This is a genomic window from Limnoraphis robusta BA-68 BA1, from assembly GCF_034932365.1.
Taxonomy (GTDB): Bacteria; Cyanobacteriota; Cyanobacteriia; order Cyanobacteriales; family Microcoleaceae; genus Capilliphycus; species Capilliphycus robustus.
The window spans coordinates 1-23,548 of the sequence record NZ_JAYGHR010000105.1; the positions used below are offsets into that span (position 1 = coordinate 1).

A 23,548-nucleotide genomic window follows, 5' to 3' on the forward strand; every position below is an offset into this window, starting at 1 on the left:
CCAATACTTTTGTGTATTTGCTCAAATCAGCTTTGCTCACCCCTCTGTTATCCATCCAATATCTAATACACTTATTTCGGATAAACTGGGACGTGCGGATCGCTTCGTCAATCGCTTGATATTGACTTGTTTTACCTTTTGCCTTGAACTCAAATATAATCATAGCTATATCTTAGCGTGGCTTGGATATAACGGTAGGTTAAAACCTAGCGGGTCGCCTTTCCACCATGCCTTAAAAGGCATGAGTATCATGCTCCCGCGACTTTTTCGGTATCTTTCATAACAGATTTTTAACAGAAGTTTTTTGTTAGAATATTAAACTAATCGTTCCAGAAATGGTAAAATGATGATGTTTCATCCCAAACACAAGTCATGGCAAGGCATAAGGAGTTTAATCGCGAAGAAGTTCTAGCAAAGGCGATGGAGACGTTCTGGCGTTATGGTTATGAGGGGACGTCGGTGCAGGATTTGATCGAAAGCATGGGGATTAACCGAGGCAGTCTCTATGATACTTTTGGGGATAAACGGTCTTTGTTTCTCGAAGCGATCGCCCATTATGATGAGACGGTGGTTCGTTGTACGATCGCTCGTTTAGAAGCCCCAGACGCCTCGAAGCCTGCAATTATTGATTATTTTCAGAGTTTAGTGGATCGGATGGTTGCAGACCCAGATCGTCGGGGGTGTTTTGTGACGAACACAGCCGTTGAACTCTGTCCCCATGACCCCGATACCGCCAAGCGGATCGCCAAGAACCTCCAGCGTATTGAACAGGCGTTTTACAGGGCGTTATCTCGCGCCCAAGAAAAAGGGGAAATTCCAGCCAACAAGAATTTACAAGCCCTCGCCCGTTATCTGACGTGCAATTTACAAGGGTTGCGGGTCATTACTAAGGTTAATCCCGATCCGCAAATCTTGCAAGAGATCATCGAAATCCTCCTCTGTGTCTTAGAATGAGGAGATTTGATCAAAATACTTGACTATTCGTTCCAGAATTGCTATTCTAAAAATATGAAAAACCAATTACCGGGTTTTCCAAGTCGTCTTTCAAGAGTGAGTTACGGCGAAGGGTTCTATTTTTTTGAGACAACTGGAACAATCGTTCAAAAAATGGCGAATTATGATGAATTTGACTCAAGAACTGCAAAACCGACAGAACAAAGGTCAAGAAAATCATCTGTAATAGATAGAAACGGTTCTGGATGGTTCATAGCTTTGTTAAAGCAAATTATACCAAACCTCCCGACCCAAAAAACATTCCACACCCCATTGAAAAATCTTCCTGTAGCCGTATAATCACCCTGAGACGGGGAATGGTACAGCCAGACCCCACCCCAACTTTAGGAGGAACTGAATCATGTCAGAGGCTGAAAAATATATTACATTAACCGATGAAAACTTTGAAATAGAAGTTCTCAAAAGTGCTATTCCCGTTGTGGTTGACTTCTGGGCGCCTTGGTGTGGCCCTTGTCGGGTAATGAATCCAATTGTTAGTGGATTAGCGGCTGAATTTGACGGAGTTGTAAAAGTCGGCAAGTTGAATATTGACGATTATGAAGAACTCCCAACCCGATATCGAATTGAAGCGATTCCGACGCTGTTATTTTTCAGTGAAGGAGAAGTGATTTATCGAGTTGATGGTGTGGTTGATCAGTCGGTCTTGTCAAATAAAGTTCAAGAATTAGTTGATCAAGTTTCATCTGCAAATTCCCTCGCTTAATTCAAGTCTAGGAAGGCTGATTTTAGCCTTCCTGAAAACCCTCTACTTTGTCCTTCACATCTCAATATTTAGCCATGAATAACAATCTCAACTTGTTAAAACCTGTTCAACTGGGTGCTTACAAACTCTCTAATCGTATGGTGATGGCACCTTTAACTCGAATGCGGGCAAAAGCAGGAAATGTGCCTCAAGAAATGAATGTGGTTTATTATAGTCAACGGGCTTCTGCGGGGTTAATTATTAGTGAAGCAACCCAAATTTCACCCCAAGGATTAGGCTATCCGAATACACCCGGAATTCATTCACCCGAACAAATAGAAGGATGGCAAAAAATCACTGAAGCCGTGCATGATCAACGGGGAAAAATCTTCTTGCAATTGTGGCACGTTGGTCGGGTTTCTCATCCTTCTTTACAACCGAATGGAGAGTTACCTGTAGCGCCGAGTGCGATCGCACCGGAAGGGATGGTTAGTACCTTATCAGGAGAACAACCCTATGTGACACCGAGAGCGTTAGAAACAGAAGAAATTCCGATGATTGTTGAACAGTATCGTCAAGCTGCACACAATGCAAAATTAGCCGGATTTGATGGGATAGAAGTTCACAGTGCTAATGGATATTTACTCGATCAGTTTCTCCATGATGGCTCCAACAAACGCACGGATCAATATGGCGGTTCTATCGAAAACAGGGCGCGTTTTTTGATGGAAGTTTTAGAAGCAGTTACAAGCGTTTGGGATGCGGATAAAGTGGGGGTGAGGTTATCTCCCAGTAGTAACTTCGGAAGTATGTTTGATTCGGATCTAGAGGCTTTGTTTAATTATGTTGTCTCGGAATTGAATCGGTTTAATTTGGCTTATCTCCACATTGTTGAACCCCGAATTCAAGGACACACAATAGTTGAAGATGATGGTACTGGACTGGGGGCGCGTCATTTCCGGTCAATTTTTCAAGGTCAAATTATCACGGCTGGAGGTTATAGCCGAGAAATGGGAGAAGCCGTTTTAGAACAGGGTGATGCAGATTTAGTCGCCTATGGTCGATTATTTATTGCTAATCCTGATTTACCGAAACGATTTGCGTTAAATGCACCGTTAAATCAATATGATCGCTCAACATTTTATGGCGGTGATGAACGGGGTTATACAGACTATCCTTTTCTCGATGAGTCGGAAGTATTGATGACAGTTTAATTTATTTTTGGATGGGTATTGCTCATCCTCTGACTTGAAAAAACATTACACTCACAAGAAAAATATGATTGACCTTTACACCTTTACAACTCCCAACGGACGCAAACCTGCGATTATGTTAGAGGAAGTCGGACTTGCTTATAATTCGATTAAAATTGACATCAAAAAAGGTGATCAATTTAGTCCAGAGTTTGTGGCGATTAATCCTAATAGCAAAATTCCGGCAATTGTTGATCAAGATACAGGAATTACGGTATTTGAGTCCGGGGCTATTTTGATTTATTTAGCTGAAAAAACAGGTCAGTTATTGCCCTCTGAACCAGCGAACCGAATTAAAGTAATTGAATGGTTAATGTTTCAAATGGCAAGTGTTGGGCCGATGTTTGGTCAGTTGAGTCATTTTCGCAACTATGCACCCGAAAAAATCCCTTACGCAATTGAACGATACGAGAAGGAAACCTTGCGGTTATTTGGGGTATTAGACGGGGAATTAGCCAAGCAAGAATTCATCGCAGGAGACTATTCAATTGCTGATATTGCGACTTATCCTTGGGTGGCTGCTTATGAATATTTAGGCGTGACTTTAGATAACCATCCAAACTTAAAACGTTGGGTAGAAACGATGAAAAATCGTCCGGCTGTTCAAAAAGGAATGGCTGTATTAGCTGAATAAATGTTAAACTGTAGGGTGGGATTTATTGTCCTACCCTACTTTTTTATTGAAATTACCATGAAAACTGAAAAACAAAAAATGTTATCAGGGGAATTATACCTGTCAAATGATTCTGAACTAACAGAGGAACATCAACGCGCTTTTCGGCTGATTCGTTTGTATAATGCTACAACTGAAACTGAACTGGAAGAACGACAAAAACTGTTAAAAGAATTGTTGGGTAAAGTGGGTTCAAATGCTGTTATTACTCCTCCTTTTTATTGTGATTATGGCAGTCATATTTATGCCGGGGATAATTTTTATATGAATTTTGGTTGTGTGATTTTAGATTGTAATACCGTTCATATTGGAGATAATGTTCTCTGCGCTCCCTACGTTCAAATTTACGCCGCTCATCATCCCATTGATCCGACAATTAGATTAACCGGAAAAGAACTCGCTACCCCCGTTAAAATTGGGAACAATGTTTGGATTGGAGGCGGTGCTATTATATGTCCGGGTGTGACAATTGGAGATAATACAACGATAGGCGCTGGTAGTGTGGTAACGAAAGATATTCCTGCAAATGTTGTCGCCGTTGGCAATCCTTGTCGGGTAATTCGGGAGTTATCTTAAGAGTCTCATTTACCTAGAGAATTGATATGCTAGATATACAGTAGAGTTAGTTGTGGAGACAGTCAGTTTGAGTACAATTTTTTTAGATGAATCCGGCTATACAGGTCAAGACTTGCTAAATAAAGAACAACCTATATTTACTCTGGCATCACTCAAATTATCTGAGCAAGATTGTCAGGAATTAAAGCGTATATTTTTTAATAATGTGCAATCAACTGAGCTTAAATACTCATCCCTGTCAAAAAGACAAAGACCTAGACAGCAGCAAATGATCCTTGAATTCTTAAAAGAACTTTCGATAAAACCTGAATTGGTTAAGTTTTCATTAGCTAATAAGCAGTTTGTGTTAGTTAGCAAAATGGTCGAGATGTTGGTTGAGCCAGTATGTTATGAGAATGGAATAGATTTATACGATAAAGGTGCTAACATTGGACTCGCTAATCTTTTATTCTATACTTTACCTGTCTGGGGAGGAGTAGATTTCTTCAATAGTCTATTAAAAAATTTTCAAGATATGATGCGTTTAAGGAGTGAAGAGTCCTACCAAGCATTTTTCGAGCCTCTCTTTAGGCAAAAATATTCTGAAGATCTTGATCAACTTCTTGATTTTTTTCGAGCAAGCTATGTTGAGTTTGGATACGAACTATTGGAGACAGCAGACCATCTTGATATTGCAGTATCTTGTACTCTTGATTTGATGATTTTGTGGCGTAAAGATATAGACGATGATATTGTTTTGATACACGATAACTCCTCTGCTATGGCTAAAGAGAGAAAGATTTGGGATACTGTTGTTGATCCTAACCTACCATCTATTGAGGTAGGCTACGATAGAAGAAAAGCACAATTCCCTATTCGAGTTGTCAAGACTTGTCCTGAAGATTCAAAAAGTTGGGCTGGACTACAGTTAGTTGATATTCTTGCAGGTGCTTTTACGCGCTGTGCAAGGTGGTTCAACGAAGGTAAAAATCCTGATGATCTCTTTGGTAAAAGTCTGGCAGAGGTTATGGGTGAGGCTTTTTATTGTTTTCTTATTGCCCCAGAAAAGAAATTTACGCCTGAGCAGTTAGGTACAACAGGAAGTAATGCTTCGTCTCCACTTGACTATTTTGCAAATCTTTTTATGCAAAATTCATCGATACTCCAAGATCGTATACATGAGTAGTTTACGCAAGTTAATAACCCAGTTTGAGATAAGCAATTAATCTATTCTAATACAATTTTTCCTAAACGTTTTAAAATTTTCAAAACTTCACCCAACTCATGGCGTCGGGGAAATAGAGAAAACGTTCGGGAAATATCATATTGTGAGGTTTCGCTTTTAATCAGTTTCAGAAAAATAAATTCATCGCTATTTGTCGCCAAACCAAATGTTGGAGAATTGGCTTGAGGATTTGCTAATAAATAAGCCAACAATTGAGGAAGTGCGGCTAAAACGGGAATACTGTTTCGTTTGGATTCTACAGTTAATATCCACAGTCTGTTTTGTAGAATTACAGCATCAATAAAACCTCTAATTTTTTCATCGGGATCATCAAGTTCTAATTCGATTCCATAGGGTGAACGAATGCGGAACGGAGGATCGAGAAAACCCGCCAATTCTAACAGGGGAGAAACGACTATTAAATTAACCGTACCTTCCAACAATAAATGATCGACTCTATGATAGTCATAACGCCGCTTTATTCGCTCTATTCCGGCTTGTTCCTGCTCATTTAGAGCGGGTAAATCTTCCGTCCACTCCTGAAAAAAATCATCTTGATCGGTTTGATATAAACCGAAGCGAGTTTGCAAATCGCTGAAACTTTTGATAACATCTGTAATTCCCGTACCCGTAACCATAGATTATAATTTGTAGTCTGCTATCAACAGTTTAACAAAATTTTGCCCGATCCCATTTTCCCAAAACATAATATTTCAAATGTTAAATAAATTGATATAATTACGCGATCGCCTGCAAAAGACGTTAACCTATTTGTGAGTACAAGAATCAATAATATTTTCCTGATGTCATCAAATACTAATCCTCTCGCCGTATTTGTTCCCTGGTTGCATATGCACCAACCGCCAATTTGGGTCGGTCACGGTTCAGATGCCAAACTGATTGGCAATTTAGAAAAAATGCTGAATAGTGAACCCAATTCCGAGGAAAGTTGGAATTCTCGATGGTTCGCTCAAGCCTACAAAAACCCGGCTCGTTATGTTAAAAACCTGAAAGCTGAGGGTTTAAAACCTAGAATTATGGTAGATTATTCTGGAGTTTTGTTAGAAGAATTAGCGAAACTTTCGAGTAATGGTCATTTTGATCATCTCGAAGTCGATGGAGAAATGATGGGGGATGTGATTGGTTTATGGCGAGAGGTTTTAAGCGAACATTCAGAAGCGGTTGAATTTACGGGAACCGCTTACAGTCATTGTTATTTTCCGGCAACGCCTGAACGAGATCACGAAGCCCAAATTATGGAATGGCGGCGAGTTTTTGCTGATTTATTTGGAACCGAAGCACTCTCAAACGTGCGGGGATTTTGGCTACCAGAAATGGGAATGACAGGCGAACCCGCAGAAGCATTACGATTAATTCGGTTGTTAAAAAAATGCGGTTATGAGTGGATTATTTTACCTCATTCTGCTTTAGAATATCCTCAAGAGTGGAGTACCCCAGAAGTTGAAAATCGAGTGCATTGGTTAGTGGTAGAATCTGGGGGAGAATCTGAACGAATCCTCTGTGTTGTCCGCGATACTGACATGGGAATTCGTCAACAAAGTGGTCAAAATACCGATGGATGTATTCAAGATATTCGCTATCGAGGAAATACGTTAAAATCATCTAATATTCCGCCTTTAGTTGTCCCCACTTCTGACGGAGAAAATGGCAATGTAATGATGTTTGAGTATTTCAAAAATTCCTTTGTTCCCCTGTTTCGAGAGTCACACAACTGGTCGGATATTGCCTTTATGACCGTTAGCCAGTATATTGATAGTTATGCTAAGAATCCGACAACAGAAATTCGGCTTAAATCTACGGGCGGATCTTGGATTGGCGGACATCAAAGTTGGAATGAAGGAGACTTGCGCCAGGGGGTTTTGAAAGCGGTTGAACGGTTGAGTCAAGCTTGTGAACGACAAGCAACAAATTCATCGTTGTCTGATGAACAAAAACGAGCCTTATTATTATGTGAAACCAGTTGCTTTGTCTACTGGGGTTCGGAGTTTTGGGCGCAACAAGGATATCAGTGTTTAGCTTGGGCGGAAGGTTTAATTGCTGAAACTGTTCATCAATAGCTTGGTTAAAAATCCAAAAACCGCTACAATCTAAATGAGTTTTATAGATTCAATTGAATTATGGGGCGGTTCAAAAAACGTTTTCAGCTATTCCGTATGTGGTCTGAGGATGAAAAATTCATCGAACTTTTAGAAAATATTGAGGTCATCATCTCCAAAATTCTCTCTTTGGCGATGGTGGCTTTGATTATTTCTGCTACGGGTCATTTACTGGTTTTTTTATTTAGAGAATTACTCTTTGATCCCAATCTCATCTTTAAAAATACTCTTTTTGAAATTTTTGGATTATTTTTAAATTTGTTAATTGCACTAGAACTTTTAGAGAATATTTCAGCTTATCTGAGAAAACACGTTATTCAAATCGAATTAGTGATTGTTACCTCTTTAATTGCAGTAGCACGGAAAATTATTCTGTTTAATCTTGATAAGAATAGCGGTGTTGATTTAATGGGTTTAGCGTTGGCTTTATTTGCTTTAGCCATTAGTTATTGGATTATTCGACGCACGAATGCTAATCGTGATGATTATCATTAAAAAATGCAAGCGTCTCCCTTGCTAGAAAACGATTTAGTTAAACTTTTTGACAACGATTTCAGTGACAAGAAACGCTATAATACAAAATTACTAACTTTTGAGGAGAAACTTGAATGACTTATTTTTTTCAATTTGAAGATGATTTTGTAGCTTCTTTGCGCTGTATTCCGATGATTGTCCGCTATAAACTCGATACCTGTGGGGTGAAATTAAAATTAGCCCATTGGAATGAATTTCCACAAACCGAACGTCAAACCTTAGTTGAACAACCGACAACAACACCCTCAGACATCCAAAGTTATCGGAATTTACTACAACAACTCGCCGAAAAATATACCGATATTCCCCTCAAAGATTTACCTGTTGAAGAAAATCCAGCTTGGTTAGATTGTCAAACAATTCCTGAAACCGTTCAACAAAAATCCGAAGAAACAGGCGTTAAACTTACTCTTGAACAATGGCAAAATTTAACACCTGTTCAGCGATTTGCCTTAATTAAACTCAGTCGCCCTAGTCACGAAAATCACAACTTTTTACCCGCTTTGAAAGAATTCAATATCGTTTAAACGGCTAAATTCAATCAATGAGTCCAACAGGAGGTGTAATTTCAACTCGACCTTTTTCCACATCGACAACCGGAACAATTTCCTCAACAAAAGGAATCAAGACAGTTTTCGGTTTCGAGGGACGTTTTTTGCGGGGAGTTGAGGGTTCATCCGAGGAAAGTGAATCAGAATTTTCTTCTAAAGTTTCTGAAGTTTCTACGGCTGACGGATACAGTTCAACTTCTAACAAATCATTTCCCGCCGGAACTAAACTGATGACAACCCCAATCACTTCTTCATTGAGTTGGTTGAACACTTTCAAACCAATCAAATCCTCTAAATAAAACTCATTTTCTTCTAAATGGGGGCGATCGCTTTTTGACACAAATAAAGTGCTATCCCGCAAGGCTTCCGCCTGTTCTCGATTTTCAATCCCTTCAAATTCAACCACATACAGACTCTTACCGGGAATCAGACGACCCCCCAAAAGTTCTATCGGTTGGGGTTCAGACTGTCCAGGTTGAAGCAACCAACGGGTTCCGGGTTCAAGAAATCGTTCGGGGAAGTCAGTATTGGGATTAACCCGAACTTCACCATATAATCCTTGGGCGGCAACAATTTTACCAATTTCAATCCACTCAGACATGATAAGATTTCTACACTTGCAGAATCAATAAATTGAATGAATATATGGGAGCAGGTTTTCTACTTTGGAGTTCTCGGTCGTCTATGAAGACTATAAAAGGTTCGACGGCGATCCGATTATTTTTTTTACGAGTCCGTAAACTAGCTGATCCAACTCCCAACCCATTCACCCTTGGGGGCTGGATTATCATTGTATCAATTATATTCTCTCCGAACTTAACTTTGGCGGCTCAGACTTCAATTTTGTCGATACAACCAACGCTTATCCCCATCGCCCAAACGCCAGTTTCTAGAGAAGCACAGAATATTAACAACTCGATTCAAACGGAAGTTGATAACGCTTTTCGTCGCACACTTTCGGTGGTGAATTTGCTGCTGATTCTATTATTAGTGCTTCCGACATTAGCTGCTTTTGGGGTTTGGTTTCTGCTTTCTAAATTATCACAGCAAACTGTTTTAGCTCAACAGGAAATCGAAAGTCTCAAAGCGGATGCGTTGTCTGAGGTGGAAACCCTGATTTCTGACGCTCAAGCTATTTTATATCATCTTCAACAAAAAAATACAGAATTTGATCAGTCTTTTGAAACGTTGAAAGCACAATCAAATTTTCAACTGCTTCAACCTGTTTCTCCCGATACTCAACAAAATTCTCAACTCGCCCAGGATTACGCCAAACAAGGGGATAAATTTTTTACCCAAGGCTGCTATGATGAGGCAGTTCAAGCTTATGATCGCGCCTTACAACTCGATTGTCATGGGGTAGAAGTTTGGAATAATCGCGGTGTTGTTTTAACTAAACTACAACGATATCACGAAGCGATCGCCTCCTATGAAAAAGCCTTACAATTGCGCTCTGAATATGCGGATGCTTGGAATAATCGCGGTGTAGCCCTCGGGAAAATGAAATATTATGAGGCGGCGGTTTTGTCTTATGATCGAGCGATTCATTTAAAAGAAAATTATGTCGATGCTTGGAATAATCGCGGGTTTGCTTTGGCTCAACTTCAAAGATATGATGAAGCGATTACTTCCTATCAAAAAGCGGCTCAACTCAATCCAGAATTTTATTTAGTGTGGTACAATCAGGCGCGTTGTTATGGAGTACAGGAAAAGGTTGATTTAGCTTTAGAAAGCCTAGAGAAAGCAATAGAACTTAAACCGACTGTTGTTCGTAATTTAGGCAAAAAAGAGGCGGATTTTCAATCTTTAGTGAATGACGAACGTTTTCAAGCGTTAATGCAAAATAAGAGTTGATTTGGAGTCAAATGTTAGTCCGTAATCTGATTCAATTAGCTTGGTTATTTTCTCTCGTTTTTCTGGGTTCTATTGGCTTTCAGAGGGGTTTATCTGCTCAATCTTTTCTGCAACAATCAGACGAAAGTCACCGCTCAACGTTAACAGAAGTTCAAGCCGAAATTGATCCGACGGTTCGCCGTCTAACTCCTGTTCTCAATACTTGGATTGTCATTGCTGTTGTCGTTTCCACTTCAACGGTGACGACTGTTTTAGTTTTGGTGGTGATGTCGGTTCAAAATCTCTCACAAACTCGCCAAAATATTGATAGAACTAAACAGGATGCTGTCAATGATCTCAACAAGAGTTTATCAGAAGCTCAAGCTCTTGTCAATGATCTTCAATATTCTATCCAAACGAGCGAATATAAAATGAAGACAATACCCTTTAAAATCATCTCTTCTTCTCACAAAGAATCGGAATAACTCTTGTTATTTTGACAGGGAAATCGCTAACGGTTCTCCCTGTAAATGTCGTATAATAAAATTCACGGTTTCTGTGTTAACCCATCCTTTCAAAACTGCTATTTCTCCAAATCGTAAATCCGTCTGAAGCTGTTCGTCTAAAATCGCCTGAATTTGTCTATCATTGAGAAGTCTAGCTAATTTGAGATACTGTCCAATCCTTTGCTTGGGCTGACTTCTCATCTGGGGTAAACATTCAGCAAAAAAATCGATGGTTTCTTGTTTTAACCATCCCTGATAGGCGATAATTTCTCCAATTCTCATCTGTTTATCAGTCGCTTGCTGAATTTCTAATGCTCTAATTACTTGAGATTCAGAAATCAATCCAGCTTTCTTCAAAAGATAACCTAAAGGTAAAGGATTAGCAGGCACTGAAGGCTTTAAACTCTCTTGAAGCGGCTTATTTTTAAGTCCAATTTCTATTAATGAAACCGGTGCCGTAATTGGCCATAAACAGGTGACGAACAGCAACATTCTCCAGGAATTGTAATCGCTCAGAGAAGCAGTAGAATCATTAAGAAACAATTTCAACCAAATCAAAAAGGCAATGAAGCCTCCAATTGAGTAGCTGACTAATAGGGAAATCATAACATTATCAATGTGTTCAGCTCACAGAATAATATCTCTTGACAATTGGTGTTCACGACTCAGCTTACAGAATCCAAGAGAAAGAATAGAACAAGCTGCTATCGAAAACTGATATAACACGGTATAAACCGTATTAATGTTTCGTTCCTGCATCACCCCGGACTGTCGGCAGCACCCGGTCAGACAGGCAAATCAGCCGAGAAGCCCTCGGCATAATGTAATAAATTTAGGCTGGCATTCAAATCACGGTCAACGCTTACACCGCAATTATTACAGTTAAAAACTCGTTCTTTCAGTGCTATTTCTTGAACGTGACCGCAACTTGAACAAGTCTTAGTTGACGGATAAAATCTGTCAGCAAAAACTACTACTGAGCCGTACCACTCGGACTTATACTCGACTTGGCGGCGAATTTCATAAAAAGCAGAATCGGCTATAGCACCCGCTAATTTATGATTTTTTAACATCCCAGAAACATTCAAGTCTTCTAACCCGATAACTGCGTGGTTTTTGCATAGCCATGAGGTGAGTTTGTGAATTGTATCTTTCCGAATGTTGACAATTCTTTGATAAGCTTTTGCTAATTTGAGCTTGGCTTTATTCCTGTTGTTTGAACCCTTCTGTTTTCTAGAAAGTTCGCGCTGAAGTTTTGCCAGATTTTTTTGAGCTTTTTTGTGGGCTGCTGGGTTAACAAAAACAGTACCATCTGAACAGGTCGCTAATACCTTAACCCCAACATCAACACCCAGGTATTCTCTTGATTTTACAGTCGGTTCTGGCTCAAATTCGTAAGCGACAGACAGATACCAAGAATCAGCGACTCGACTAATTGTGACTCGTTTAGTCTGAATTTCGGGAAGGGGTTCGTAAGTGTTAACCCATCCAATAAAAGGAAGCTTTAATCTCCTCCCTGAAAACCTCATTACTTGGCCACAATTGTCAATAGTAAAGCTATCATTTCTGCCTTTTTTCTTGAACTTAGGATGTTTGGCAACGCCTTGAAAAAAGCGACTGAAAGCTTCCCCTAAGTGCATGAAAGCAAATTGATAAACTCTAGAACTTAGCGTTGACTGCCAGGGATAGTTTGGCTTAATGTGATTGGTGTAGAACTTTTTTAGCTTATTCGTTGAAGGTTTTAAACCCTGTTTGTAAGCTTCATTCCAGAGATTTAAAGCCCAATTCCAAACCCACCTAGAATATCCGGCGTGGGTCGCCATTAAAGTCTTCTGTTTGTTGTTCAGTTTTAACTTGGTATGATAGGCTCGTTGCATAGATCTATTATCTGATCTTACAGATAGTACCGTTTTGTACCATAAATCGTCTACTAAGTTACTTCTCTGTTAAAAATAAATTCTTGAGCCAAGTCTTTTGCCTACAGCTCCTGATTCGTCATTTTTGAGCTTTAACACTTGAGACTTCTCGTTTTCTTGAGAATTAGCTCAAGTATTGATAGGGGAACTGTGATCGGCCATAATAAAGTCGCTAATACCAAAATAACCCAAGATACACTCTGATCTTCAGGAAAATCAGAATAATCTAAAAACAGCTTAAACCAAATGCAAAAGACGGCAACCGCACCAATCCCATAGTTCAGTAGTAGTATTTCCATCGGTCTTTCAAGAGTAGATATGTTCTGTTGCTCGTTCAGCTTTCTAGCTAGAAGTCATGGCTAATTTAACTGTTTTATCTAGCCAGAAGGCCATATAATTGTAAACCCCTCTAACTCATGTTAGCATAGGTTTCCAGCCTTTTAAATTCAACTTTTGTAAAGGCAATGTTAAGCTTCTGTAAAGCTAATGCGGATAAGCGGAGAAGTCTCACCAGATTAAATCTGATCATCGATCTCTGTTTTGCTGGACATCGTTGCTAAAGATGCGGGTTTAATCGAGATTGACTTTTCCATAGTAACGCGGCTACGGGTTCGCATCGTTGTCAGTTTCAGTATGGATGTGGGAATTGTTATTGGCCAACAGAGAGGTGCAAGCAACAAAATAATCCAAGATATGCGGTCATTGAGAGGAGTTGTGGGGTCATTCCAAAACAGGGTGAACCACATCCCAAAAGCAGCAAATGCAACTACAAAGTAATAGGTTAATACAGTGTCCATAAAATACCTTCTGATCATAACTCTTGAACAAGGGCAGCTCTGAACATCTCAAAACCTTGAAGTTCAAAGCTAGACTCATATCCCAGTCTATCTACGGGAGGTCCCACTCAGTTTATGCACCCTAATTTTTCGCTCTAATATGATCTCTATCAGCTTAGACCTTTTTTATATGGTTTTGAACTCAGGATTTTTCGATGAGACTTTTCTCATCTTCACAAAGAATAACACCACCGTGTTATCTGTTTATACAATTGATGCTCCCTAGTTAAGCAGAAAATATTTTATTAGGTGCGATTTTCATCAAATTAAGTTGATGTTTTTTCCCAAAATAAGGGGGTATTCAATCCGTAAATCCCTCTTGAGTCAGTTGTACCAAAACTCTTGAGGTCAAGGATACAGCCCATTATGCTTACCCTAACTTAACCCATAGGCTATCACGAATTCTCTATCTTAAGACAGAGATCTTGTGGAGCTTTTGTGATTGTCACATTTTTGAGCAAATGCTGAAGAAAAGAGGGGACTAGCACCGGAGAAATTCAACAGACTTCTCAACGATTTTGTGGAACACGTAGCTAACCACAATCAATAACTAGCCCACACTTTTTAGAGCTTAAAACGTCATGCTCACCGACCTTTAACAGTCAGTTCTGTTACAGATTTTAACATTTTCAGGCAGTCTCATCCGAAGATCCGCTTTCTAAACTTCTCGCTAGAAGGGCGTCCCGAGCTTGTTCGCGATCATCAAAATGAACCTTCTCAGTTCCTAAAATCTGATAATCTTCGTGACCCTTTCCGGCGATCAAAACCCCATCTCCCGGTTTCGCCTCTAAAATAGCACGCTGAATGGCATGGGCGCGATCACACATCACGATGGGTTCGACCTCTAAAGTAATCCCGGCTAAAATATCCTCTAGAATTCGGTTGGGATCTTCTGTGCGAGGATTATCCGAAGTCACCACCACCAGATCCGCGAGATCTGCGGCAATTTTCCCCATTTTCGGGCGTTTCGTGCGATCGCGATCTCCCCCGCAACCAAACACACAAATCATTCGCCCCGGAATAAATGGACGAGACGCCTTCAACAAATTCTCCAAACTATCAGGGGTATGTGCATAATCAACAATCACACTAATATCCTGCTCTGGAATGATTTGCACCCGTTCCATCCGTCCCGGTACACCAGGAAATTGGGGTAAATTTGTGATAATCGCCGACAACTCTAATCCCACCGCCAAACCTGCACCAACCGCCGCTAGCAAGTTCGATAAATTGTATTGACCCACCAAAGGCAACTCAAACGCCGCCTCACCTTCAGGCGTATGCAAAACTCCAGTCACGCCATTGGGTTGATAACTGAGTTGATCGGCCCATAAATCTGCGGTTGAGTCGTTAATGCTGTAACTCCAAACTTGATGGGGTTCTAAACGTTCAATTAAACGTTTTCCGTAAGGGTCATCCGCATTAATCACCGCCCGACCTTTGAGGTATTGAGGACTAAACAGCAACGCCTTCGCCTCAAAATAATCTTCCATCGTCGGGTGATAATCGAGATGGTCTTGCGTCAGGTTGGTAAACACCGCCACCTCAAAGGGACATTCCAAGACTCGTCCTTGGTGGAGTGCATGGGAACTGACTTCCATCACGCCATACTGACAACCAGCTTTCACAGCTTCCGCTAACTTTTGTTGGAGTTCTACCGCAAAAGGAGTGGTATAGGCGGCTGTTTGTTGAGAACCTAACCAACGAGTGTAGAGCGTCCCAAACAAAACAGTAGGTTTTTCCGCCAGATCCAGCAAATATTCAATCAGATGAGTGGTTGTGGTTTTGCCGTTGGTTCCTGTTACGCCAACCAGTTTAAGCTGTTGAGCCGGATACCCATAAAAAGCGGCTGCAACTTGAGCGCAAGTGGTCGTCATATTGGCAGTAGGAATGACACAGGGAAGTTCTGTGTTTTCGTTTGGGGTGAGTGGTGTTTTCTGTGCCGCCGCTTGGGAAACTAACGCCGCGACTGCACCGTTGGCGATTGCACTGGGCCAGAAATCCCCCCCATCAACTCGGGTTCCCGGCATTCCAATAAACAAATCCCCGGTTTGACAAGCATGGGAATTGGTGGCTAACCCTTTGACTTCTTTCTCAAAAGCCGGATGGGATTTTAATTCAGACAGATCGGCAACTTTTGCGAGTAACTCCTTTAATTGCATTACAACTCCTCACCAACAGATTAGGTTTAATTTTGCATGATAATCGCAAATGGACAATTTCTGAAACAGAGGGTTCGGTTAATCAGTCGATCAACTGACAACATCTTGACTCTAGACTTCTTTTCTGACTCCGCCTCAGATCCATTACCACCTTTTTAGATTTCTAACAATTGGGCTGTCATCCGGGGAGAAGCAAAAAGCGGAGGTTCTTCACCCCAGTCAAAAGAATAGAAGTCTTCAAGATAATTGCGATCGCAATTCCTCTACTGTGTCGCGGGTATCATCTAACTGTTGAGGATTAATCCAGGCTACTGCACAGGTACTTCTGTAGTAACATTTCTAAAGATTTGGCGCCCATCCGGGGAGAAGGACGAGGTAGAGGTTCTTCCGCACATTGATGATCGCGTTGTCTGTACAAAACAGGAATTTCATACTCATAGGCTTTGAACCAGTCATCCTGAGTTGTAATATCTCGAACTTCCAACTCAAATTTACATTCACTTTGAGGATCAGCCTGAATTTCTTCAAGTTTTTCTTGTAATCCTTCGCACAAATGACAGCCCGGTTTGCTATAGAGAATTAACAGCATTTCACACCCTCATGCTCTGTTTTGACTGATTACCGTATCAACTATGAGTTTAACAGAAATTGCGTTGCCTGTTCACAGTTTAGCGGTTTAGAAAAGAGATACCCTTGACCCATTTCACAGTCAAGTTCTTGCAGCAGTTGCATCTGTTCAACTGTTTCAATCCCTTCGGCGATTACATCTAAGTCTAGATTGTGGGCTAAGGTGACAATTGCACGAATAATTTGAATTTTTTGACTGGATTTTTCGGAATCGGGGGAGTTTTCAAGTTTTAATCTTCGGACAAAAGACTGATCAATTTTGAGTGTATTAATCGGAAACTGATGTAAATAGCTGAGAGAGGAATAGCCCGTGCCGAAGTCATCAATTGACAACTGAATTCCTCGCCGTCTCAATTCCTCTAAAACCACAGTGGAAGCTTGAAAGTTTTTCATAATCACACTTTCAGTAATTTCGAGTTTTAAGCAGTGCGGATCGCAATCAGTCTCTTCTAAAATTTGATCAATTTTTTCTAGGATATTCGGCTGAACCAGTTGTTGACTTGAGAGGTTCACACTCATGGTTAGGGAGGGATTATAGCCGCTCTTAAGGTTGTGAGTTTCCCTGTTTTTAGAGTAAGATTGCCAAATTTTTAGCTGCTGACAAGCTTGTTTTAAAATCCAACTTCCTAAAGGAATAATCAGTCCTGTTTCTTCAGCAAGCGGAATAAATTCACTGGGAGAAACTAATCCTAGACTCGGATGTATCCAACGCACTAATGCTTCAAAACCCACAATTTTACCCTGATAAAGTTCCACAATCGGCTGATAATAAACCACAAATTCTGTCGGTTCAGGGGGTTGATTCTGAGAGGGTAATAATGGTAAAATAGAGGAACTTAAAATCAGAGAAGGAGTCAGGTCTAAATTGTATTGATCTTCCGACTCCAAGTGAGCAATAGTCGGAGATTTGACTCTCCCAAAAACGGCTTGTCGTAAGTCCGTTTCTAGACGTAACAAAGCGAGAGTATGTTGCTGCATTGTCAGATCAAATAATTCATATCTGGCTCTTCCTTTTTCCTTCGCTCGATACATCGCAATATCTGCATCTCGTAACAAATCTTCGGGATGATTGTACAAAAGACATTGATAGCTGTGTAGATTATTCGCATCAAAAGTGCAGGTTTTTTGACTGGGAACAATTCCAATACTCACCGTTGTAAAAATATCATGTCCTTGCAGATGAAAAGCTTGGGATAGCGCATCGTGAATTTTTTCCGCCATCAGTAACGCATCTTCACAGCTTTGTATATTTTCCAGTAAAACCGTGAATTCATCGCCTCCAAGTCGAGCAATGGTATGATTAGCAGTGACGCAAGCTTCCAGTCTTCGAGCAATTTCAACTAACAGTTGATCGCCAATGATATGACCTAAACTATCATTAATCACTTTAAACCGATCTAGATCCAGAAATAGGAGTGCAAACTGATAATCTTGTTCTTGTTTAGAATGCTGTAAAGCCTTTCTCAGTTGTTCGTTGAAGAAGCTGCGGTTGGGTAAATGAGTGAGTGCATCGTGAGACGCTTCATAGATTAATTGTGCTTCGGCTTGTTTGCGATCGGTGATATCTCTAATAATCAGTTGGGTGGCACTTTTTCCTTGATAATTTGCCGGAATTCCTGCCACTTCTACATCAATAATTTTACCATCAAGCCGAATTAATTTTTGCTCTTCTAGAGGAACAGACACTCGTTTTACTTCGGTTTGTTTGATTTGATGTTTAACCCGATTTATGTATTCAGGATGAATAAACTGCTCTATCGATAGACCAATAATTTCTTCGGGAGAAATAGCCCCTAATAGTTTAGCACCTGCTTGATTAATATACCTCAATTTTTTTTCACAATGAACAGCAATCGCTTCGGGGGAAAGTTCTACTAAACTGCGATAACGTTCTTCGCTTTCTCGCAAAGCTGCTTCAGCTTCCGCTTGTTTTTGTTGTGTTTTATAAATCGCTATAAAACGACCAATACTTTGAGACATTAACTCAATAATTTCTTGTTCAAGAGACTCAAAACCTTGAGTTCTAACTTGAGATGAGTAAAAATTAAGTGTTCCATAAATGACTCCATTTACCCAAATGGGTGTCCCGATATAAGATTCAAATTTCCACTGTTTACAAGCCGAATTTTTAGGGATTTGATTGTCGGTACTCAGTTGAGTATAGGTGAGAGTTTTTTGGTGATAAATTACCCTTTTACAGTAGGTTTCATAAACGTTAAAATCACATCCCGGTTGCAACTTGTGTAGTTTCTGATTCGTGGCTTTCAGATAATAATATTCTCCATCCAATTGAGTAATCACACCCATTGACAAATCAAATATTTTACATCCCGCTAACAAATATTCGGCAAACATTTCTTGAAGATTGCGATAAATTCGCGTGGATATTTTATGCAAATTTTTTAAGTCGGAAATAAATTTGGTTAAATCTTGAGATTTTTTATAGAGAGCAATTTCATAAGATTTTCGTTGGGTAATGTCGGTTTGAATCCCAATAAAGTGGGTGAGATGACCTTTATTATTATGAACGGGAGAAATCGAAAGTTCATTCCAAAATAGCTCGCCATTTTTTCGATGATTTTGGATGATGACATGACTGGACTTTCCCTCAAAAATAGCCTCTCTTATTTGTTCAAAAGCGAGATGATTTCTATCTTTTCCTTGCAAAAATCGGCAGTTTTTCCCTAATGCTTCTTCTCGACTATAGCCTGTCATTTTTTCAAAACCCGAATTCGCAAAAATAATCGGATTATGGGGTTGCGTTGGGTCAGTGATGACAATGCCATTATTACTACTATTAATAGCCCGTTTCATCACTTGCATCCATTCTTCGGCGCGATGACGTTCAATCGCACTCGCTAACACATTCGCAACGGCTTCTAAAAAGTGAACATCATCCTGAGTAAACAGACGATATTGGCGAGTATGAACGCTCAAAACTCCCCATGTAGATGGATAATTTTCGGCTTGAGAGAGGTTTTTTTTAGATGAAGAATTCTCTTGGAAATCCGGTGTTTCTTCGACGCTTCCTGGAATGACGACACTGACTCCACTGACGATGCGATGATTGTGAAGCAGGGGAGTCCCAGAAAAGCGCGTTTCCACCCGCAAGTCTTCTACAATAACAGGTTGTTGGCTTGATAGGGTATATCCCGCTTGGGACTCCCGACTCGCGCTAACACTCGCATAACCGACTAACCCTTGATGCCAACCGACTCCAGCCCGCAGAAGCAAAGCATGACCATTCGCCATTAATTCTAAAACTTTGCAGTATTCAACCTCCAGGGTACGAGCCACCAGGGAAACGGCTTCATCAATCAATACCGACAAATCTAGTCCGGTTAAGGCTCGTTGTCCGAGATAAGCAACCGCCGCTTGTTGCTGGGCTTGCGCCTGTAGCGTGGCGAGTAACTGATGTTCAACTTGAGACGAAGATTGACGGTTACTCAGCTCCCGATTAATACTAACATAACCGAGAAGGTCATTCAACTCATCTCGCAGAGGAATTAGAGTGCTTTCACAAGTTAGAGTGCTACCCGTTTTGCGGGTATAATTGAACTCGTAGGTGTTTTTAATATCGGCTTTTACAGGCACTTCACAGGAGGTCAAAGAGGTTTGATATTCTGAGGCAATCAGAGCATCAAAAATCGGTAAATTAAATTCAGCGATAAACCGACCGATGACTTCAGATTGAGCATATCCAAAGAGGCGTTCAGCCGTTGAATTCCAGTCCATAATTTTACCGTGAGGGTCGATCAAAATGATGGCTTCTTGTAGATTTTGAATCTGTGATAGCTGTTGGAGCAATATGTTATCAACAATTTGTCGGCGACTCAGATTAACGAAGGTGAGGATAATCGCAGGTTCGTCATTGTAGGTAAAGGATTGCATAGACAGAGAAGCCCAAAAGCCTTTATCCTTTCGTCGTTTGAGTTGAACTTCAAGATTATCAATTGTTCCCCTTTGATCGAGCATTTTTAACAATATCTCATAATCTTCGTAGCGGTAGTAGAGATCGGATTGTGAATATTCTTTTTGTTTTTCTGCGGATAATCCAAGAGTCTGACTAAATCGAATATTGCAGTAAATTAAGCTCTGATCAGTTGCCCGAAAAATAGCGAGTGGCACGGGTGTAAATTCAACAATGCTCTGGATTTCGTTTAAACTGAGTTTTTGGGTATTTTTCATCTCTAAACCTGCATGAGAATAGCGGATGACATAATGATTGATTCTCTCTAGTTTTTCATCCTCTTTATGCTGATTGTTTTGAGACACTACTAAATTCCTTGAAGGTTTTTTCTTTAGGGTTTTACTAACTTTATTTTAAACATAGAACCTCATTTTTTGATTTTTTAATCAATCTTAAAACTTGATCTTAGGTGTCCTATAATTGGAGACAGTTGATTATTTGAACTAAGATTCATTTTACTCGGATTTGGCCGAGCATTATGACTTTCTTAAAAAAACTTTAATAAAGGGTAAACGACTGCAACTCCAGTCAACTCTAATGTTCCTCCTCTCCCTGTATAACAGTATGTTCGATCTCTCGTGGAAAATACGGTTTTTTACGGTTTTTTGATGAAAACAAGCTAAGGTTTCTCCGTAAAAACACGGATTTCCTTATTTTAACTAGAATTAATTAATAACCAGGAGTTTGAGGATTAGCCGCCCAAATCTTCAACATCAACTCTGAGCGTTGTTGAACAAGCCTTAGAAAGTCTACTGACAAAGTTGTTAAAAAGTCTATGACATCCAATAAACCTCCTATTCTGTTAACTCTTTTAGTTTTAGCACTGCTTGGAAGTTCAATTACTTTGAATTTCCTGCTATTTAACCGAGGTAAACAATATTACCTTGAACTCAATCTAACCCGTTTAGACCCCTTGGGTTGGAACGCCTATCCTCTAGACTCAAACCCACCCCCGAAAACTAATTCTAGAGTGCGTTTAGTCTTTTTTGGGGACTCCAGAGCCGCGAGTTGGCTATCACCCGATATGGAGGGATATGAATTTATTAACAGGGGAATTGGTTCCCAGACTTCGATACAAACCCTTCAACGATTTGAGCAACATATTAAACCCCTAGAACCCGATATCGTGCTGATTCAAGTTGGGGTTAACGACTTAAAAACGATTGCCTTATTTCCGAAGCGAAAAGAATTAACCCTTGCTGATTGTAAAACGAATATTCAGCAAATTGTAGAACAATCAAAAGCGTTAGGTGCAGTCGTTATCTTAACCCCTATTTTACCAGTCGGGGAAATACCCCTTGAACGTAAACCCTTCTGGTCAGATGATGTTACTCTGGCAATTAAAGAAGTGAATACCTATATTAACAGTTTGGCGAGTGAAAACGTTATTATATTTGATCCGTTCTCGATTTTGGTTGATGAAAAAGGGGTTGTAAAACGGGAATATAGCAAAGATGAATTGCATCTAAACTCCCAGGGATACAAGGTACTAAATCAAGAATTCATACAGTTCTTAAACTCCCTATAATAAAATAATAGTAGAAACGTTATAGCGGTGTGCGCTCGTATGAGGTACAAACCAGAAACCCGGTTTCTGCTAGAAACCGGGTTTCTACCCATTAAACTCCCTATAATAAAATAATAGTAGAAACGTTAAAGGTGAATAATGACGGCAACTTTTTCTGATAATGCGATCGCAATTCCGCCCCTGCGCGAGTGGCATTCAGCAACTTGGGAAGATTATATCACCTTGCGGGATGCTCCCATTAAAGAGCGCATGAAGTTAGCGTATAATCAAGAAAAACTCTGGGTTGATATGGGTGGAGAAGGGATTAATCATTCAATTGTTAGCGATTTGTTTACCAGTTTACTGTTTTTTTGGGCAATTCAACGACCCGAACAAATGTTTACCTCTTTGGGAAGATGTTTAATCGAAAAACCCGAAACTCAAGCCTGTGCGCCGGATTTGGTATTGTATATTGGAGAAGATTATCCGCAGTGGAAACCGGGAGAACCTGACAGAATTAATTTAACTCAGTGGCGAGTTCCGAACTTAGTCGGAGAAATATCAGATACAACGTTAGCAGATGATTTAGACCAACAAAAACATCTCTATGAAGCGTTAGGAATCCCCGAATATTGGGTGATAGATGTACGCGGACAGCGAGTATTTGCCTTTCAGTTACAAGAGGGAAAATACAAAATTTCTACCGAATCTTTAGCGTTGAACGGGTTGCAAATTTCCGTGTTAGAAGAAACGTTAAAACGACTCGGCGAGGGAACTAATACCAGTGCAGCCGCTTGGTTTACTCAACAAATTGTTAACTTATCCAATTCTTAAAAAATATAAATGCTTTGAGCGTTCCGGTGAAAATTGGGGCGATCGCCATTTTACTTTTATTCTCATTCAATAAAAACTGCTATAATTAGTTAGGTTAAACCGTTCAGGAGATTTAATCATGCAGGCATTTGAAGTCATGGGAACCGTTGATGAAAAAGGACAATTGGTTTTAGATCAGTCCCTAGAAATAGGTCAGAAAAGTCGGGTAAAAGTTATTGTTTTAGTGACTCAAGAGGATGAATCTGAATCAGATCCAGATGATACCCCGGTTGAAGAAATTAAAGCCAGTTTAAGACGTGCGTTAAAGGAAATGAAATCTGGACAAAGAATTCCTTTAGAAAAAATGTGGGAGGGGATAGATGCAGAATAATTCATCATTTGTTAATATTGATTTAACACCTGAGTATAAGCGAAATTTAAAAGAGTTAGCTAAAAAATACCGAAATATTCGTTCTGATACTCAGTCTGTTATTACAGAACTACAAAAGGGGAATTTCCTTGGCGATCGCTTATCTGGAATTGGGGAAAATTATTTTATCTATAAAGTCAGAGTGAAAAATAGTAATCTTCAAAAAGGGAAAAGCGCAGGCTATCGATTAATTTATTGTGTTGAATCTCCCAATTCGGTTTTATTGTTAACAATTTACAGTAAATCGGAACAGGAAGATATTAGCGTTCAGGCAATTAATTCTATTCTAGATGAATTTGAAGCTGATGAAATATCTGAACAATGAAAAAATACCACTGTAGCCG

At 40.0% G+C, this 23,548-nt stretch carries 25 protein-coding genes; 16 read left to right on the forward strand and 9 right to left on the reverse strand.

Annotated features, from left to right (window positions below; all coding sequences use genetic code 11):
* Positions 1-372: 372 nt before the first annotated feature.
* The 7 genes from VB836_RS29125 to VB836_RS29155 all read left to right on the forward strand — a co-directional run bounded on the left by VB836_RS29125 (position 373) and on the right by VB836_RS29155 (position 5,363).
* Entirely contained in the window at positions 373-954 is a 582-nt protein-coding gene (locus VB836_RS29125; RefSeq protein ID WP_323224892.1) for a TetR/AcrR family transcriptional regulator, read from the forward strand.
* Positions 955-1,008: 54 nt separating this feature from the next.
* Positions 1,009-1,293, forward strand: coding sequence for a hypothetical protein (locus VB836_RS29130; RefSeq protein ID WP_323224894.1), 285 nt, complete (start codon positions 1,009-1,011; stop codon positions 1,291-1,293).
* Positions 1,294-1,354: 61 nt separating this feature from the next.
* Positions 1,355-1,717 (forward strand): thioredoxin, encoded by a 363-nt coding sequence (trxA, locus tag VB836_RS29135; RefSeq protein WP_323224896.1) that lies wholly within the window; start codon positions 1,355-1,357, stop codon positions 1,715-1,717.
* A 74-nt stretch (positions 1,718-1,791) separates the two neighbouring features.
* On the forward strand, positions 1,792-2,910 hold the full coding sequence (locus tag VB836_RS29140; protein WP_323224898.1) for an alkene reductase: 1,119 nt from the start codon (positions 1,792-1,794) through the stop codon (positions 2,908-2,910).
* Positions 2,911-2,974: 64 nt separating this feature from the next.
* Positions 2,975-3,583: a glutathione binding-like protein gene (locus VB836_RS29145; RefSeq protein ID WP_323224900.1), complete on the forward strand. Its 609-nt coding sequence runs from the start codon at positions 2,975-2,977 to the stop codon at positions 3,581-3,583.
* Positions 3,584-3,640: 57 nt separating this feature from the next.
* The gene (locus VB836_RS29150; protein WP_323224902.1) at positions 3,641-4,198 is read left to right on the forward strand and encodes a sugar O-acetyltransferase; all 558 of its coding nucleotides are present in this window, start codon (positions 3,641-3,643) and stop codon (positions 4,196-4,198) included.
* A gap of 67 nt (positions 4,199-4,265) precedes the next feature.
* On the forward strand, positions 4,266-5,363 hold the full coding sequence (locus tag VB836_RS29155; protein WP_323224904.1) for a DUF3800 domain-containing protein: 1,098 nt from the start codon (positions 4,266-4,268) through the stop codon (positions 5,361-5,363).
* Positions 5,364-5,404: 41 nt separating this feature from the next.
* On the opposite strand, the gene VB836_RS29160 is transcribed toward VB836_RS29155, so the two are convergent.
* Positions 5,405-6,040, reverse strand: a complete 636-nt coding sequence (locus VB836_RS29160) for a type I restriction endonuclease subunit R (protein ID WP_323224907.1) — start codon at positions 6,038-6,040, stop codon at positions 5,405-5,407.
* Positions 6,041-6,205: 165 nt separating this feature from the next.
* Here VB836_RS29160 and VB836_RS29165 point away from each other — a divergent pair, with 165 nt between their 5' ends.
* The 3 genes from VB836_RS29165 to VB836_RS29175 all read left to right on the forward strand — a co-directional run bounded on the left by VB836_RS29165 (position 6,206) and on the right by VB836_RS29175 (position 8,580).
* Positions 6,206-7,480, forward strand: a complete 1,275-nt coding sequence (locus VB836_RS29165; protein ID WP_323224910.1) for a glycoside hydrolase — start codon at positions 6,206-6,208, stop codon at positions 7,478-7,480.
* Positions 7,481-7,540: 60 nt separating this feature from the next.
* Entirely contained in the window at positions 7,541-8,014 is a 474-nt protein-coding gene (locus VB836_RS29170; protein WP_323224912.1) for a phosphate-starvation-inducible PsiE family protein, read from the forward strand.
* A 113-nt stretch (positions 8,015-8,127) separates the two neighbouring features.
* Positions 8,128-8,580, forward strand: a complete 453-nt coding sequence (locus tag VB836_RS29175) for a nitrate reductase associated protein (protein WP_323224915.1) — start codon at positions 8,128-8,130, stop codon at positions 8,578-8,580.
* Between the two features lie 10 nt (positions 8,581-8,590).
* Here the strand turns inward: VB836_RS29175 and rimM are convergent, their stop codons facing one another.
* On the reverse strand, positions 8,591-9,205 hold the full coding sequence (gene rimM / locus VB836_RS29180) for a ribosome maturation factor RimM (protein WP_046280781.1): 615 nt from the start codon (positions 9,203-9,205) through the stop codon (positions 8,591-8,593).
* Between the two features lie 83 nt (positions 9,206-9,288).
* Between rimM and VB836_RS29185 the strand changes: the two genes are divergently transcribed.
* Positions 9,289-10,458 carry a tetratricopeptide repeat protein gene (locus VB836_RS29185; protein ID WP_323224919.1) on the forward strand — a complete coding sequence of 390 codons (1,170 nt, stop codon included), beginning with the start codon at positions 9,289-9,291 and terminating at the stop codon, positions 10,456-10,458.
* 11 nt (positions 10,459-10,469) lie between these two features.
* Entirely contained in the window at positions 10,470-10,922 is a 453-nt protein-coding gene (locus VB836_RS29190) for a hypothetical protein (RefSeq protein ID WP_323224922.1), read from the forward strand.
* A 6-nt stretch (positions 10,923-10,928) separates the two neighbouring features.
* Here VB836_RS29190 and VB836_RS29195 read toward each other — a convergent pair whose 3' ends face one another.
* The 7 genes from VB836_RS29195 to VB836_RS29225 all read right to left on the reverse strand — a co-directional run bounded on the left by VB836_RS29195 (position 10,929) and on the right by VB836_RS29225 (position 20,759).
* Positions 10,929-11,549, reverse strand: coding sequence for a hypothetical protein (locus VB836_RS29195; RefSeq protein WP_323224925.1), 621 nt, complete (start codon positions 11,547-11,549; stop codon positions 10,929-10,931).
* Between the two features lie 179 nt (positions 11,550-11,728).
* A complete protein-coding gene (locus tag VB836_RS29200) occupies positions 11,729-12,820 on the reverse strand; it encodes an RNA-guided endonuclease InsQ/TnpB family protein (RefSeq protein ID WP_323224928.1) in 1,092 nt (363 codons plus the stop codon).
* A 131-nt stretch (positions 12,821-12,951) separates the two neighbouring features.
* Positions 12,952-13,158 (reverse strand): hypothetical protein, encoded by a 207-nt coding sequence (locus tag VB836_RS29205; RefSeq protein WP_049560902.1) that lies wholly within the window; start codon positions 13,156-13,158, stop codon positions 12,952-12,954.
* 216 nt (positions 13,159-13,374) lie between these two features.
* Complete coding sequence (locus VB836_RS29210) at positions 13,375-13,656, reverse strand: hypothetical protein (protein ID WP_046280778.1); 282 nt, start codon at positions 13,654-13,656, stop codon at positions 13,375-13,377.
* A 668-nt stretch (positions 13,657-14,324) separates the two neighbouring features.
* Positions 14,325-15,857: a UDP-N-acetylmuramoyl-L-alanyl-D-glutamate--2,6-diaminopimelate ligase gene (locus tag VB836_RS29215; RefSeq protein WP_323224931.1), complete on the reverse strand. Its 1,533-nt coding sequence runs from the start codon at positions 15,855-15,857 to the stop codon at positions 14,325-14,327.
* A gap of 298 nt (positions 15,858-16,155) precedes the next feature.
* A complete protein-coding gene (locus VB836_RS29220; RefSeq protein ID WP_046280317.1) occupies positions 16,156-16,446 on the reverse strand; it encodes a glutaredoxin family protein in 291 nt (96 codons plus the stop codon).
* Positions 16,447-16,487: 41 nt separating this feature from the next.
* On the reverse strand, positions 16,488-20,759 hold the full coding sequence (locus VB836_RS29225; protein WP_323224933.1) for an EAL domain-containing protein: 4,272 nt from the start codon (positions 20,757-20,759) through the stop codon (positions 16,488-16,490).
* Between the two features lie 470 nt (positions 20,760-21,229).
* Here VB836_RS29225 and VB836_RS29230 point away from each other — a divergent pair, with 470 nt between their 5' ends.
* From VB836_RS29230 to VB836_RS29245, 4 genes are all read left to right on the forward strand, one after another.
* Entirely contained in the window at positions 21,230-21,982 is a 753-nt protein-coding gene (locus tag VB836_RS29230) for a GDSL-type esterase/lipase family protein (RefSeq protein WP_323224935.1), read from the forward strand.
* A 138-nt stretch (positions 21,983-22,120) separates the two neighbouring features.
* Positions 22,121-22,795 (forward strand): Uma2 family endonuclease, encoded by a 675-nt coding sequence (locus VB836_RS29235; RefSeq protein ID WP_323224937.1) that lies wholly within the window; start codon positions 22,121-22,123, stop codon positions 22,793-22,795.
* Positions 22,796-22,913: 118 nt separating this feature from the next.
* On the forward strand, positions 22,914-23,165 hold the full coding sequence (locus tag VB836_RS29240; protein ID WP_023065239.1) for a type II toxin-antitoxin system RelN family antitoxin: 252 nt from the start codon (positions 22,914-22,916) through the stop codon (positions 23,163-23,165).
* Complete coding sequence (locus VB836_RS29245; protein WP_323224941.1) at positions 23,155-23,529, forward strand: type II toxin-antitoxin system RelE family toxin; 375 nt, start codon at positions 23,155-23,157, stop codon at positions 23,527-23,529. The genes VB836_RS29240 and VB836_RS29245 overlap by 11 nt, the downstream gene beginning before the upstream one ends.
* The last annotated feature ends 19 nt before the right edge of the window (positions 23,530-23,548 follow it).

Bases quoted from the DNA above. Each gene is read 5' to 3' on its own strand.
- VB836_RS29235 (WP_323224937.1), top strand. From the start codon at position 22,121: ATGACGGCAACTTTTTCTGATAATGCGATCGCAATTCCGCCCCTGCGC.
- rimM (WP_046280781.1), bottom strand. From the start codon at position 9,205: ATGTCTGAGTGGATTGAAATTGGTAAAATTGTTGCCGCCCAAGGATTA.
- VB836_RS29240 (WP_023065239.1), top strand. From the start codon at position 22,914: ATGCAGGCATTTGAAGTCATGGGAACCGTTGATGAAAAAGGACAATTG.
- VB836_RS29230 (WP_323224935.1), top strand. From the start codon at position 21,230: ATGACATCCAATAAACCTCCTATTCTGTTAACTCTTTTAGTTTTAGCA.
- VB836_RS29200 (WP_323224928.1), bottom strand. From the start codon at position 12,820: ATGCAACGAGCCTATCATACCAAGTTAAAACTGAACAACAAACAGAAG.
- VB836_RS29160 (WP_323224907.1), bottom strand. From the start codon at position 6,040: ATGGTTACGGGTACGGGAATTACAGATGTTATCAAAAGTTTCAGCGAT.
- VB836_RS29170 (WP_323224912.1), top strand. From the start codon at position 7,541: ATGGGGCGGTTCAAAAAACGTTTTCAGCTATTCCGTATGTGGTCTGAG.
- VB836_RS29150 (WP_323224902.1), top strand. From the start codon at position 3,641: ATGAAAACTGAAAAACAAAAAATGTTATCAGGGGAATTATACCTGTCA.
- VB836_RS29195 (WP_323224925.1), bottom strand. From the start codon at position 11,549: ATGATTTCCCTATTAGTCAGCTACTCAATTGGAGGCTTCATTGCCTTT.
- VB836_RS29125 (WP_323224892.1), top strand. From the start codon at position 373: ATGGCAAGGCATAAGGAGTTTAATCGCGAAGAAGTTCTAGCAAAGGCG.
- VB836_RS29220 (WP_046280317.1), bottom strand. From the start codon at position 16,446: ATGCTGTTAATTCTCTATAGCAAACCGGGCTGTCATTTGTGCGAAGGA.
- VB836_RS29140 (WP_323224898.1), top strand. From the start codon at position 1,792: ATGAATAACAATCTCAACTTGTTAAAACCTGTTCAACTGGGTGCTTAC.
- VB836_RS29245 (WP_323224941.1), top strand. From the start codon at position 23,155: ATGCAGAATAATTCATCATTTGTTAATATTGATTTAACACCTGAGTAT.
- VB836_RS29165 (WP_323224910.1), top strand. From the start codon at position 6,206: ATGTCATCAAATACTAATCCTCTCGCCGTATTTGTTCCCTGGTTGCAT.
- VB836_RS29130 (WP_323224894.1), top strand. From the start codon at position 1,009: ATGAAAAACCAATTACCGGGTTTTCCAAGTCGTCTTTCAAGAGTGAGT.
- VB836_RS29185 (WP_323224919.1), top strand. From the start codon at position 9,289: ATGAAGACTATAAAAGGTTCGACGGCGATCCGATTATTTTTTTTACGA.
- VB836_RS29145 (WP_323224900.1), top strand. From the start codon at position 2,975: ATGATTGACCTTTACACCTTTACAACTCCCAACGGACGCAAACCTGCG.
- VB836_RS29175 (WP_323224915.1), top strand. From the start codon at position 8,128: ATGACTTATTTTTTTCAATTTGAAGATGATTTTGTAGCTTCTTTGCGC.
- VB836_RS29205 (WP_049560902.1), bottom strand. From the start codon at position 13,158: ATGGAAATACTACTACTGAACTATGGGATTGGTGCGGTTGCCGTCTTT.
- VB836_RS29190 (WP_323224922.1), top strand. From the start codon at position 10,470: ATGTTAGTCCGTAATCTGATTCAATTAGCTTGGTTATTTTCTCTCGTT.
- VB836_RS29210 (WP_046280778.1), bottom strand. From the start codon at position 13,656: ATGGACACTGTATTAACCTATTACTTTGTAGTTGCATTTGCTGCTTTT.
- trxA (WP_323224896.1), top strand. From the start codon at position 1,355: ATGTCAGAGGCTGAAAAATATATTACATTAACCGATGAAAACTTTGAA.
- VB836_RS29215 (WP_323224931.1), bottom strand. From the start codon at position 15,857: ATGCAATTAAAGGAGTTACTCGCAAAAGTTGCCGATCTGTCTGAATTA.